Raw genomic sequence first — 12139 nt, forward strand, 5'->3', positions numbered from 1 at the left:
CGCGCCGGCCCCCGGCATGCCGGCTCCCGCGCCCGTCGCAGGCGCGCCCGTGCCCGCGACGATGGTCGACGCCGGCCCCGCGCCGGCCCCCGCGCCCCCCGCCGGCGCCCCCTACGGCGCGGGATCGGGCACCCAGCCGGGCGCTCCGCCCTACGGCGCCCCACCCGCGGCAAACCCGTACGGCGCGCCAGCCCCCGGACCGGCTCCCTATGGCGCGCCGGCCCCGTACGGCGCCCCCGTCCCGGGACCGGCCCCCTATGGCGCCCCCGGACCGGGCATGGGAGGGCCGCCCGCGTACGGCATGCCCCCGCCGCCCGTTCGAGCCGTTTCCTCGGGCAACAGCGGCCCGCCGCTCGCCGTGATCGCGCTCGGCGCGACGTTCGTCATCGGCGCCCTCGCGTTCGGCGGCTACTTCCTGCTGCGCGGCGGCTCCAGCAGCACCGCCGAGGACGCCCCGCTCGCGCCCGTCACCGCGCCGAGCGCCGTGTCCGTCGCCTCCGATCCCCCTGCCACGGGAGACACGCCGCCCGCAGAGCCCACGGCCGAAGCGCCCGTCGCGACGAACGAGCCGGTGCACACGACGACGACGCCGAAGCCCACGGCGACCGCGACGTCCACGAGCACGACGAAGCCGCCGACGCAGATCCCGACCACGACCACGACCGGGACGACGCCCAAGCCTCCCACGACGACCACGTCGACGTCCCCGCCGACGCGCCCGACGGTCAACCTGCCCGGCAGCACCACGCCTCCGACGCGCCCCACGAGCACGACGAAGAAGAGCATCCCCAAACCGTTTTGAGGTCCTACGGCCCGGGCAGCGGCCCGAGCAGCGCGTCCGCCGCGGCCTCGGCGATCTCGTCGAACGTGCGCGGCGCGCAGAGCGCCACGTCCACGACCGGATGGCTCAGCGCAAACCGAACGTGCGCGCCATCCGCGTCCCTCTGCGCCGGCGACACCACGATCCCCGGCCGCTTGCCCGCGAGCGTCGCGAAGAGCTCGGACTCGACCGCGCGCCGTGAGGACTCGTAACGGATCGTCAGCACGTCCGGCGCGAGCTCGTCGCAGAGGGACGCCGCGAGCCCGCCGTCGTCGCATGCGATCCCGATCGCCCGCGCCTTGCCTTCGGCCCGCAGCCTCCGCATCGCGGGCCACGTCTCGCCGGCCGTCCAGAGCCGCGCTCGCACCCCGAGCAGGTGGAACACGTCCACGTGCCCAACGCCCATCGCTCGCGTCACGAGCGCCCATTCCCGCGGCACGATCGCGCCGAACGGCACGTGGGCGCCGCACGCGATCACCATGCGATCGCGGTGCCCCGCGCGCACGAGCCTGAGCACGCCTGCCGAGAGCGCCGGCCACAGCGGCGAGGTGAAGAAGTAGTTGACCCCGAGCTCGTGAAAGGCGCGCTCGACGCCGTCCGCGTCGATGCCGCCCGAGCCTGCGAGCCCGAGCGGCGAGGCCTTCAAGCCCGTCGAGCCGAACGGCTTCTGCGGAAGCACGATCGTCATGGCTGCCATCGCCGAGCGCGCCGAGCGCCGTCCGCGCGCCGGCTGCGTTCGCCGGAACGTATCACGACCGCAAGCGCGCTCGGCGGGCTCTCGTCGCGGAGCGCTTGATCGGGCGGCATTCGTCGAATAGGAGGGGCGCATGATGCCCATCCGTCGTTGGGGTTCGCTCGCGGTCGTCGCCCTCGGCTTCGTCACCGCGGCTTGTGAGAACAAGGTCCCCGAGCCGTCCGCGGAGCCTCGCGCCGCAGCGCCGCGCGAGCCGGAGAAGCCGGAGCCCGCGGACCTCATCAAGGAAGACATCCAGGTCGGCACGGGCCCCGAGGCCGCCGAAGGCGACAAGGTCAAGGTCCACTACACGGGCCGGTTGCTCAAGACGAACTTCGTGTTCGACAGCTCCACCGGCAGGGATCCGCTCGAGTTCCAGATCGGCAAAGGCGAGGTCATCAAGGGCTGGGATCTGGGCGTCGCCGGCATGAAGGTCGGCGGCAAGCGCAAGCTCACGATCCCCTCGAAGCTCGCCTACGGCGACGACGGCAGCCCGCCCAAGATCCCCGGCAAGGCGACGCTCGTCTTCGACGTGGAGCTCGTCGAGGTCATCTCCCCCAGCCGCGGCCCCGCAGACGGCAAGGAGACGAAGGCGAAGGACGCGCCCAAGAAGGACGCGCCCAAGAAGTGAACCGCTAGCGCCAGGCAACCTGGCGCAGGTCTTCCCAGACTTCGCGCGCCGACTGGTAGCGGTACGCGTCGCGGCGTCGGAGCAGCTTCGCGATCACGTTGCCGACGGGCGTGCCGAGGCCCTCGGCCTTCTTGCGCGGCGCGCCCTCGGAGATCTGCCGCGTGATCTCCGGATACGCGACGTCCACGTCGATCGCGGGCTGACCCGTGTGCATCTGGTACATCAGCAACCCGAACTGGTAGAGGTCGCTCTGCGTCGTCGTGTATCCGGCGGTGACGAGCTCGGGCGTCAGGATCTTCGGGTTGGCGACCTGCGGGCGAAACCAGCGCGTGCTGCCCTGGAGCTGATGGGACACGCCGAAGTCGGTCAGCTTCACGATCGGGGATCGATCGAGCTGCGAGATGAGCACGTTGCCCGCGTGGAGATCGGAGTGCACGACGCCGCTGTCGTGCAGGTACTGCAGCGTCATGAGGAGCTGGCGGCAAAGCTCGACGAGCAAGAGGTCCGAGAACGGCCGTCCGAGGAGCGCGCGCAGGCTCGTGTCGCACCGCTCGAGCGCGAGGTAGAAGAGGTAGTTGTTCTCGAACGCGTCGTGGATGTAGACGATGTTCGGATGGCGAAACTGCTCGAGGCGCCGTAGCTCCTGCGCCCACTCGTCCTTCACCGCCTGGTAGGACTTGTTCGCCGGGCGCAGCATTTTGAGTGCATACCGTTGATCGAACGGTCCGATGCACTCGTAGACCGATCCGTACTGGCCGTCCCCGATGAGCGCGCCGACGACGTACGTGCCGCGCGTGGACGTGAGCGTCGTCCCCGGGACCGGAAACGGGATCTGATGCGAGCCGGTTTGATTCGACCAGTTCACGCGACTTCAATTTAACAAGAATCAGGCCGCCTGGGTCTCCTCCGCACCACGGGCGACCCGGGCGGCGCAGAGCGTCATCCGCCTTCCTCTTCGCGCAGCATCTCCTCGACACCCTCACGGTCGAGCCCGAGCGCCGCGCCGATCTCGTGGACCATGGCGCGCTCGGCGCTCGAGATCGTGCCGTCGGCCCTGATCACGCCGATCGCCAGGCTCAAGGCCACACGGCAAGCCGCGGGGCTGCCGAGCGTCTGCCGCGCGCCCGCGACCAGCGCCGCCGTGCCCGAGGCCCTGCGCGCCGCGTCGAGCCGCGTGATGAGCAGCTCCAGTTGCTCCGGCGTCACCTTGCGGTCCGTCAGCGACTGCACGCTGCGCGCGAAATGGCGCTTCTCCTCCGCGCCGAAATCGCCGTCCGCGTACGCGGCCAGGTACATGAGCTCCACGAGGGCCTCGAGCTTCGGTTCGTCGAGCGTGTGCGAGGATCGCAAGGAGATGGGCGCCATGCCCCCTTCCTACACCGTCCGCGCCGAGGCCAAAAGACGCTGAAATGGCCCGCGAGCGCCCAGGACGTCCCCAACGAGGAAAAACGCCGCCCTCCGCAAGCCGTGTGTCATCCTTCCTGGATGCGCCCACTGCGCCACGGCGCCGCCTTCTTGACGCTCGGGACGCTCGCGCTCGCCGCCTGCGGCCCCGCGCCCGCGCCGAAGGCCCCGCCGAGCGAGGATCTCGCGGCAAACGACACGGGTGACATGCAGCCGGCCGCGGCGCCCGTCGCGCCCGCGCCCGAGCCGCCCAAGCTGCGCCTCCCGTGCGCCGAGGACGATCTCGTGGGCTGCACGAACGGCTGCAATGACGCGGTCGTCGAGGACTGCGTCACGCTCGGCGCGATGTACCAGCGGGGCGGCGTCGTGCGCGCGGATCCGGCGCGGGCCGTCGACCTCTTCCGCGGCGCCTGCACGAGCGGCAGCGCGCGCGGCTGCATGAAGCTCGGCGACCTCTACCACGACGGCACGCTGAAGGACGACCCGACCGAGGAGGTCACGCTCTACCGCAAGGCCTGCGACGCGGGCGCGAACCGCGGCTGCCTCGCCGCGGGCAAGGCCTACCTCGAGGGGCGCGTCGTCGGCGTCGATCCGGTCTTCGCGGCGACGCTCTTCACCCGCGTCTGCGAGCGCGGCAACGCCGAGGCCTGCCTCGAGCTCGGCCGGCTCTACCACCACGGCCACGGCGTGCGCAAGGACCCGGCCCGCGCGACCGCGCTCTTCACGAAGGCCTGCCAGCTCGGCCTCGACGAGGGGTGCCTCACGGCCGATCCCAAGGGAGAGGTCGCGCCTCCGCGTCAGTGAACCGCCCTCGCGTGGTAGGTTCGCCGGCGATGAAGGCCATCGTTCTCGCCGGGGGAAAGGGCAGCCGCCTCAAGCCGTACACGGCGCTCATCCCGAAGCCGCTCATGCCGATCGGCGAGCAGACCATCGTGGAGATCCTCCTCCGCCAGCTCGCGTTTTACGGCGTGAAGGACGTCACGCTCTGCACGGGCCATCAGGCCGGCCTGATCGAGGCCGTGCTCGGCGACGGTGCGCGCTACGGCGTCGCGCTCTCGTACCGGCGCGAGGAGCAGCCACTCGGCACGATCGGGCCGCTCCGCGCGATCGCCCACGAGCTGCCGGAGCGGTTCCTCGTGATGAACGGCGACATCCTCTGCGACCTCGATTTCGCCGAGCTCGCGCAGAAGAGCGCCGAGGCGAACGCGGCGCTCACGGTCTGCGTGTTCGAACGCGCCACGAAGATCGATCTCGGCGTGCTCGAGCTCGACTCCGAAGGGTCCGTCACGGGGTTCCGCGAAAAACCGACCTACTCGTTCTGGGTGAGCATGGGCATCTACGCGATGAGCCGCGAGACGCTCCTCCGGTTCGTGCCGGAGGGCGTGCCTTTTGGCTTCGATCAGCTCATGCACGCGCTGCTCGCGGCGCGGGTGCCCATCCAGACGCACCCGTTCCGCGGGCACTGGCTCGACATCGGGCGCAGCGACGACTTCGCCGAGGCGCAGGACGAGTTCGAGCGAAACCGCTCGCGTTATTTGCCTGAAACGAAGGCGTGACGGGCCGACGCGGCCTTACGTTCGCGGACAAACCAATCTTCGGCGACCCCCTCGACGAGGACCTGCCTGGCCCCACGTGGAGGGTGGAAGCGGCGACGCGGCCGGCGGGGTTCTCCTCCGGGGCTCGCCCGCTGGGAGGAGTGTCCGTCATGGCACAGCAAAAAAACCAGGGGAATCAAAGCAGCGAGGAGAAAGGCTCGCTGACCGTGGAAGAGGCCGGTCGGATGGGCGGCCAGCGCGTGCGCGAGCTCGTCGAGGAGGGCAAGCAAGCCGAGGGCGAGCAGGGCGGAGGGTCGTCCGGCGGAGGCCAGCAGCAGCAGCAGGGCGGCCGCGGAAGCCAGAACCGCTGATTCGAGTTTGTCGGGAACCTCCCCACGCCCCACGAGGCGAGCCACGGCGGCGCGCTTCGTGGGGCTTTTTTTCGGGGATTTTTAGGCGCGCGCGATCGTCAGGACGAGGGGCTCACCGTCGACGTTGAGCTCGCGACGCTCGCCGCTGACCGTGGAGCCGCCGATCTCGAACGAGCGGACGAGCGCCTCGCGGGCGATCTCGTCCTTCGCCGCGCGCGTGACGCGCAGGGCGCGCTCGCTGCCCTCGACGGCGAGCGCGATGCGGTCGGTGAAGCCGAGGGAGAGGTCCTTGCGCAGGCCCTGCACGCGCGAGAGGATCTCGCGGGAGAGGCCCTCGTCGCGCAGCGCGTCCGTGAGCGCCGTGTGGAGCACGACCACGCCCGCCTTTCCGCCGGCCGCGGCGAAGTCCTTGCCCGCCTCGACGACGACCTCGATCTCCTCGGGCCCGAGCGAGACCTTGTCGCCGTCGAGCTCGATCTCGATCGCGCCGCGCGTGACGAGCTCGGTGCGGAGCTCGGCGGCGTTCGCCTTGGCGAGGACCTGCTTGGCGAGCTGCACCTTCTTGCCGAGCTTCGGCCCGAGGGCGCGGAAGTTCGGTTTGAGCACGTACCGAACGGCATCGCCCTCCTGCCCCGGCTCGAGGAAGCGCACTTCCTTGACGTTGAGCTCCTCGGCGATGAGGGCCTCGTGCTGCGCGAGCGCACGGCGCATGGCCTGGTTCGAGACGATGACGTCGGCGCGCGCGAGGGGCTGGCGGACCTTCAGCTTGTTCAGGGTGCGGACCTGGAGGCCGAGGCTCACGAGCTCGCGCACGGCGCGCATCTCGGCGGCGAGGCCATCGTCGATCGCGGCGAGGTCGGGCTCGGGGTAACGCGTGAGGTGCACGCTCTCCGGTTGCGACGTGGGCCAGGGGCCGCGGACGAGCGTCTGGTAGAGCTCGTCGGCGAGGAAGGGCGTGAACGGCGCGGTGAGGTGCGCGATCGAGACGAGCGCCTCGTACAGCGTGAAGTACGCGTCGCGCTTGTCGGTGAGGGCCTCGGCCGAGACGTCCTCCGCGGGCGACCAGAAGCGCGCGCGGCTGCGCCGGACGTACCAGTTCGAGAGCGCGTCCACGAAGTCGACGAGCCGCTGCGCCGCCTCGTACAGGCGGTAGTTGTCGAGGTGCTGCGTGACCTCCCGCGTCGTGAGGGCGAGCTCGGAGAGCAGCCACCGATCGAGCAAGCTGCGCTCACGCGCCGGCCGGTATCCCTCGCTCTTCGCGAGATCCGCGGGCGAGACGCCGCGCGCGTCGGGGTTTCCACGGGCCGGATCGAAGTCGTCGATGTTCGCGTAGATCGCGAAGAACGACCACACGTTCCGGATCTTGATCGCGTACTCCTTCTGCACGGAGCGCACGTTCGTGAGCGAGTGGCGCGTGTTCGTCCACGGAGGCGAGGACGCGTAAAAGAACCAGCGGAACGCGTCGGCGCCGGGCGCGGGCGTGGAAGGGTCCTCGACGAAGACGCGGTTCGTCTGGGCGAGGCGCGGCACGTCGTTCGGCATGACGCGGAGCGGCTCGGGCGCGGGCGCGAGCCCGAGGGCCTCGATGTCCGACGTGTGCATCACGATGACGCGGCGCGGGAACTTGCCCATGCCCGACGTCGGCCGGAGCGTCATCTCGAGCGCCTCGCTCGGCCGATCGGCGCGGTAGAGTTTTACCTTGGCGCTGTCGCCCTGGAGATCCAGGCCCTCGTAGTCCTCGCGCGCGATCCGAGCGACGCCCTTCTGCACGTCGCGCTGATCCTTCAGCGGATCCTGCACGTCCGAGCAGACGGCGAACTCCATGCGGACGCGGTCGAGGATGACCTCGGGCGGCGTGTAGTTGCCCTTCGACTTGCTCTCCTTCTTGCCCTCGCGATCGCCGACATGCCCGAGCACCACGCAGGTCTGGTACGGGTGCGGAAAGCTCCGCACGCGCGAGAGGCCGAGCGACTTCTGCGTCTCCTCGTCGAAGACGAGGGTCGAGATCATGAGCAGCGAGTAGAACCAGCCGCGGGTCTGGTCGATCGCCTCGCTGATGAAGTCGGCCGGGAAGGCGCGGTCGAACTTCTCCTTCGACCCTTCCGCGTGCGGAAATCCCCACTGCGCGAAGGGCATCGCGCCCGAGTCGAACCAGCAGTCGATGACCTCGGAGACGCGCCGGTAGGTGCCGGGCTCGCCGGGCTTCTGGTAGGTGATCTTGTCGATCCAGGGCTTGTGCACGAGCAGGTGCTCGGCCGTCTTCGGGTGCGCGCTCGAAAGCTCGCGCTCGACCTCGGCGACGTTGTTCCCGGGCCGCTCGCGCAGCGTCTTCACCGAGTCGATCGCCTCCATCGCGCCCGTCTGGTCGTTCACCCAGATCGGCAGCGGCGTGCCCCAGTAGCGCTCGCGCGAGAGCGCCCAGTCGACGTTGTTCGCCAGGAAGTCGCCGAACCGGCCCGTCTTGATGTGCTCGGGCAGCCAGTTGACCGTCTGGTTGTTCTCGATCGCCTTGTGGATCAGCGCGGTCGTGCGGATGTACCAGGCCGGGCGGGCGTACTGGATGAGCGGGTCGTCGTCCGCGCGCCAGCAGAACGGGTACTCGTGGCGATACTGCTCCGCGTGCACGAGCTTGCCCGCCTGCGCGAGATCCTTCTGCAGATCCTTGTCGGCGTCCTTCACCCAGCGGCCCGCGTACTTGCCCATCTCGTCGACGAACGTGCCGTCGGGCTTCACGGCGCAGAACGGATCCTTCGGCGCCTTGCCCGCCGCGAGGAGCTGCCGGTGCGCGCCGTAGTCGTCCTCGCCGAACGCGGGCGCGACGTGGACGATGCCCGTGCCGGCGTCGAGCGTGACGAAGTCCGCCGCGACGACGGCGTGCACGGCCTCGTACGCCGACGCTTCGGCCGCGTAGAGACCAAACGGCGGCACGTACTTCTTGCCGACGAGCGCCGATCCCTTGGTGGTCGAAAGAACCGGCAGATCCTTGCCGAGCTTCTTCGCGAGCGCCTCGCGCAAGCCCGCGGCCACGATGAGCCTCCGATCGCCCGCGTCGACGACCACGTAATCGAACTCCGCGCGCACGGCGGCGTACATGTTCGAGGGGAGCGTCCACGGGGTCGTCGTCCAGACGCAGAGCGCCGTGCCCGGCTCGTCGACGAGATCGAAGGCCACAAAGACGCTCGGATCGTCGACCGTCTTGTAGCCCTGACCGACCTCGGCGCTGGAGAGCGCCGTCCCGCCCTGCGCCCACCACCAGACGACCTTGTGGCCCTGGTAGAGCAGGCCCTTCTCGTAGAGCTTCGTGAGCGCCCACCAGACGCTCTCGACGTAGCTCCGATGGTACGTGACGTACGCGTCGGGCAGGTCGACCCAGAAGCCGATCTTGTCCGTCAGCTTCTCCCACGCGTCCGTGTAGCGGAAGACGCTCTCGATGCAGCGCGCCACGAAGGGCTCGACGCCGTACTTCTCGATGTCCGCCTTGCCGTGGATGCGGAGCTCTTTCTCGACCTCGACCTCGACCGGCAAGCCGTGCGTGTCCCAGCCAGCTTTGCGGGGCACGTCGTAGCCGCGCATCGTCTTGTAGCGAGGGAACACGTCCTTCACGGCGCGCGTGAGGACGTGGCCGTTGTGCGGCATGCCGTTCGCCGTGGGGGGACCTTCGTAGAAGACGAACGTGCCCTTCGAAGGACCCGTGGCGCGCGTATCGGCCGAGAGCGTCTTCTGGAAGATGCCCTCCCTCTTCCAGAACGCGAGGATCTCGGCCTCGTCCCGCGGGAAATCGAGCTCGGGCCTTACCGTCTTGAAAAGGTTTTTCCGGGAAGAGTCGCGGCCTGACATGGTCGGCAGCGCTTAGCACGTTTCGCCCGGGGAGGGCGTCGAGCACGCCCGTTTCCCGTGTTTCCAGGCCTGTTCAGGGGGAAGCGGCGGGGACGGGGGAGCCGAGCTCGGCGAGCTCCTGCCGGGCGCGTTCGGCGTGGCGGCTCGAGGGGTAACGCATGGCGAGGAAGCGCAACGTGGTGATGCGCGCCTCCTTGTCGCCCCGCTCGCGAAACTGCTCGGCGAGCTGATAAAGCGCGTCCTCGGGGGGCTCCTCCATGGCCTTCTCGGGATCGGGATCCCGCGCGCATTGAAAGGGGGCGGTGGCGAGGGCGCCGAGGATCAGGGCCGCGGCCGGCGCGCGGAAGAGTGGGAGGAGCACGGACAGCATCGTCGCCGGGCCGATTCCGCTGTCAACGATCCCGTGACGCGGGTGTGGCGCGGACGACCGAGGGGTGGTCGGGCCAAACACCAGGGGCACCTATTGAAAAAACGATTGGTTTCGGATCGTTGCGTAACGGTGCATGCCGCGGCGGGGGTGTGTCGTGGCCGGATCCGAGGACCAGAGACCTCAGTTGATGCCGGGAGTTGCTGCCGACGAGCCTCACTGGAAACGGGCCGAGAACGTGATTTCGGCTGATCGTTTGTGGTCCGTCGCGGGCACAGTCCGTGTATAGGTAGCTCCAGCGTCCGCTGTCGCCGAAGACATGCGAGCGATGCGGCGGACATGTTCGGGTCACTCCAGGGCGACGTCTTCCGTCGAGCCTTCCTTTGGCGGACTCCGACACGAAAATTCGAGAGGTCAATCACGCGATGCGAACTTCCAAGGGATATAGGTGGCTGCTCTGCGCGGCGGCGCTAGGGTCGATCGCGGGCATCGCCGCGCCGGCAAGTGCGGACGATCTCGCCATCAACCGGTTCAACCCCGCCCCGGCCGGTGATCGGCTCTTCGGCGTCCAGTCGCCCTTCGTGAACGGCGACCTCACGCCGCACGCCGCGCTCATCGTCGACTACGCGCACAACCCCCTCGTGCTGCGCCGCCGGAGCGACGACGAGTCGCTCGGCTCGGTCGTGAGCAACCAGCTCTATTTGCACCTCAACGGGTCGTTTGCGCTCTTCGAGCGGCTGCTCTTCAACGTCGACGTGCCCGTCGCCCTCTACCAGAACGGCCAGAACCCCGACAACACGCTCGGCATCTCCTCGCCGAGCGGCGCCGATTTCGGCGATCTGCGCCTCGGACTCCGCCTGCGCGTGGTCGGTGACTACGACAGCCTCTTCCAGCTCGCGATCGGCGGCTACGTCTGGGTGCCCACGGGTACGGGCGCATTCGTGACGGACGGCAAGGTGCGCGGCCTCCCGCAGGTGATCGTCGGCGGCAAGCACGACCGGTTCGTGTACTCGGCCGCGGTCGGCCCGGAGATCCGGCCCGATCAGAACTACTTCGACAACGTCCTGCTCGGCACGACGTTCGTGGCGGGCGGCGGCATCGGCTTCCTGCTCGGTGAGGAGCGAAATTTCCAGATCGGCCCGGAGTTCAACGTCGTCGCCTCGATGCGTGAGACGACGCGGCAGAGCCTCAACGCCGAGGCGCTCGTCGGCGCGAAGTACCGCTTCGCGGACAACTTCGAGGCGGGCATCGCCGCCGGCCCCGGCCTCGCCTCCGGCATCGGTACGCCGGACTTCCGCGTCGTCGGCTCGCTCGCGTACACGCCGAAGTGGACGGCGAAGGACACGGACCAGGACGGCATCGTCGACAAGGAGGACGCCTGCGTCGACGTGAAGGGCGTCAAGCACTCCGACCCGAAGAAGAACGGCTGCCCGTCGGATCGCGACGACGACGGCATCCTCGACGTGCAGGACTCCTGCCCGGATCTCAAGGGCGTGGCGAACGCCGATCCGAAGAAGAACGGCTGCCCGCCGGACAGCGACGACGACGGCATCTACGACGACAAGGACGCCTGCCCGGACGTGAAGGGCGTGTCCGATCCGGATCCCGCGAAGAACGGCTGCCCGCCCGACAAGGACAAGGACGGCATCCTCGACAAGGACGACGCCTGCGTCGACGTGCCCGGCGTGGCCGATCCGGATGCGAAGAAGAACGGCTGCCCGCCCGACAAGGACAACGACGGCGTCTACGACGCGCAGGACGCGTGCCCGGACATCCCCGGCATCAAGACGAACGATCCGGCGACGAACGGCTGCCCCGGCGACACCGACGGCGACACGATCCGCGACGACAAGGACGCCTGCCCGAACGAGAAGGGCAAGCCCGATCCGGATCCGAAGCAGAACGGCTGCCCGAAGGCGGTCCGCGTCACCGAGACCGAGGTCATCATCCTGCAGCAGGTGCAGTTCGACACGGCCAAGGCGTCGATCCGCAAGGTCAGCGACACGCTGCTCGACGAGGTCGCGGCCGTGCTCAACGAGCACCCGGAGCTCATCAAGGTCGAGGTCCAGGGCCACACCGACAGCCGCGGCTCGAAGCAGCTCAACACGAAGCTCTCGCAGGCGCGCGCCGACGCGGTGAAGGCCGCGCTCGCCAAGCGCGGCGTGAGCGCGGATCGCCTCTCGACGATGGGCTACGGCCCGGATCGGCCCGTGGGCGACAACGCGACGGAGGAGGGCCGCCAGGCGAACCGCCGCGTGCAGTTCGTCATCCTCGAGAAGAAGATGAAGGACGGCTCGATCAAGAAGTTCGAGAACGTCGCGCCGGCCGCGCCGCCGCCCGCCGCGCCGAAGGGCGCTGCGCCGAAGGGCGCCGCTCCCGCGCCTGCCGCGCCGAAGGGCGCCGCTCCCGCGCCTGCCGCGCCGAAGGGCGCTGCTCCCGCG

9 protein-coding genes and 2 pseudogenes are annotated in these 12139 nt (G+C 69.6%); 6 read left to right on the forward strand and 5 right to left on the reverse strand.

Translation table 11 applies throughout. From position 1 onward, the window contains the following. Positions 1 to 802 (forward strand): annotated as a pseudogene (locus QHF85_RS48520) (hypothetical protein); the annotation flags it as partial. Between the two features lie 4 nt (positions 803 to 806). Here the strand turns inward: QHF85_RS48520 and QHF85_RS48525 are convergent. Beyond that, positions 807 to 1508 carry a hypothetical protein gene (locus QHF85_RS48525; protein ID WP_281334363.1) on the reverse strand — a complete coding sequence of 234 codons (702 nt, stop codon included), beginning with the start codon at positions 1506 to 1508 and terminating at the stop codon, positions 807 to 809. A gap of 286 nt (positions 1509 to 1794) precedes the next feature. Here QHF85_RS48525 and QHF85_RS49875 point away from each other — a divergent pair. After that, a pseudogene (locus QHF85_RS49875) lies at positions 1795 to 2106 on the forward strand (FKBP-type peptidyl-prolyl cis-trans isomerase); the annotation flags it as partial. 82 nt (positions 2107 to 2188) lie between these two features. On the opposite strand, the gene QHF85_RS48535 reads toward QHF85_RS49875, so the two are convergent. Together QHF85_RS48535 and QHF85_RS48540 are read right to left on the reverse strand one after the other, a co-directional pair. Beyond that, the gene (locus QHF85_RS48535) at positions 2189 to 3049 is read right to left on the reverse strand and encodes a serine/threonine-protein kinase (protein ID WP_281334365.1); all 861 of its coding nucleotides are present in this window, start codon (positions 3047 to 3049) and stop codon (positions 2189 to 2191) included. Positions 3050 to 3123: 74 nt separating this feature from the next. Continuing rightward, positions 3124 to 3549, reverse strand: a complete 426-nt coding sequence (locus QHF85_RS48540; protein ID WP_281334366.1) for a tellurite resistance TerB family protein — start codon at positions 3547 to 3549, stop codon at positions 3124 to 3126. Between the two features lie 120 nt (positions 3550 to 3669). Here QHF85_RS48540 and QHF85_RS48545 point away from each other — a divergent pair, with 120 nt between their 5' ends. From QHF85_RS48545 to QHF85_RS48555, 3 genes are all read left to right on the forward strand, one after another. Next, positions 3670 to 4392 carry a tetratricopeptide repeat protein gene (locus QHF85_RS48545; RefSeq protein WP_281334367.1) on the forward strand — a complete coding sequence of 241 codons (723 nt, stop codon included), beginning with the start codon at positions 3670 to 3672 and terminating at the stop codon, positions 4390 to 4392. A 29-nt stretch (positions 4393 to 4421) separates the two neighbouring features. Beyond that, on the forward strand, positions 4422 to 5144 hold the full coding sequence (locus tag QHF85_RS48550; protein WP_281334368.1) for a nucleotidyltransferase family protein: 723 nt from the start codon (positions 4422 to 4424) through the stop codon (positions 5142 to 5144). Positions 5145 to 5293: 149 nt separating this feature from the next. Beyond that, positions 5294 to 5494 carry a hypothetical protein gene (locus tag QHF85_RS48555; RefSeq protein ID WP_281334369.1) on the forward strand — a complete coding sequence of 67 codons (201 nt, stop codon included), beginning with the start codon at positions 5294 to 5296 and terminating at the stop codon, positions 5492 to 5494. 81 nt (positions 5495 to 5575) lie between these two features. Here QHF85_RS48555 and ileS read toward each other — a convergent pair whose 3' ends face one another. Both ileS and QHF85_RS48565 read right to left on the reverse strand, forming a co-directional pair. Further along, entirely contained in the window at positions 5576 to 9331 is a 3756-nt protein-coding gene (gene ileS / locus QHF85_RS48560) for an isoleucine--tRNA ligase (RefSeq protein ID WP_281334370.1), read from the reverse strand. A gap of 73 nt (positions 9332 to 9404) precedes the next feature. Next, complete coding sequence (locus QHF85_RS48565) at positions 9405 to 9701, reverse strand: hypothetical protein (protein ID WP_281334371.1); 297 nt, start codon at positions 9699 to 9701, stop codon at positions 9405 to 9407. A gap of 422 nt (positions 9702 to 10123) precedes the next feature. Here QHF85_RS48565 and QHF85_RS48570 point away from each other — a divergent pair. Next, positions 10124 to 12139: OmpA family protein (locus QHF85_RS48570; RefSeq protein WP_281334372.1), on the forward strand; the 2016-nt coding region annotated here is incomplete at its 3' end.

The organism is Polyangium sp. 6x1 (genome assembly GCF_029946515.1).
Taxonomy (GTDB): domain Bacteria; phylum Myxococcota_A; class Polyangia; order Polyangiales; family Polyangiaceae; genus Polyangium.

Coding starts and splice junctions, on each gene's coding strand:
- QHF85_RS48545 (WP_281334367.1), top strand. CDS start 3,670: ATGCGCCCACTGCGCCACGGCGCCGCCTTCTTGACGCTCGGGACGCTC.
- QHF85_RS48540 (WP_281334366.1), bottom strand. CDS start 3,549: ATGGCGCCCATCTCCTTGCGATCCTCGCACACGCTCGACGAACCGAAG.
- ileS (WP_281334370.1), bottom strand. CDS start 9,331: ATGTCAGGCCGCGACTCTTCCCGGAAAAACCTTTTCAAGACGGTAAGG.
- QHF85_RS48555 (WP_281334369.1), top strand. CDS start 5,294: ATGGCACAGCAAAAAAACCAGGGGAATCAAAGCAGCGAGGAGAAAGGC.
- QHF85_RS48550 (WP_281334368.1), top strand. CDS start 4,422: ATGAAGGCCATCGTTCTCGCCGGGGGAAAGGGCAGCCGCCTCAAGCCG.
- QHF85_RS48565 (WP_281334371.1), bottom strand. CDS start 9,701: ATGCTGTCCGTGCTCCTCCCACTCTTCCGCGCGCCGGCCGCGGCCCTG.
- QHF85_RS48525 (WP_281334363.1), bottom strand. CDS start 1,508: ATGACGATCGTGCTTCCGCAGAAGCCGTTCGGCTCGACGGGCTTGAAG.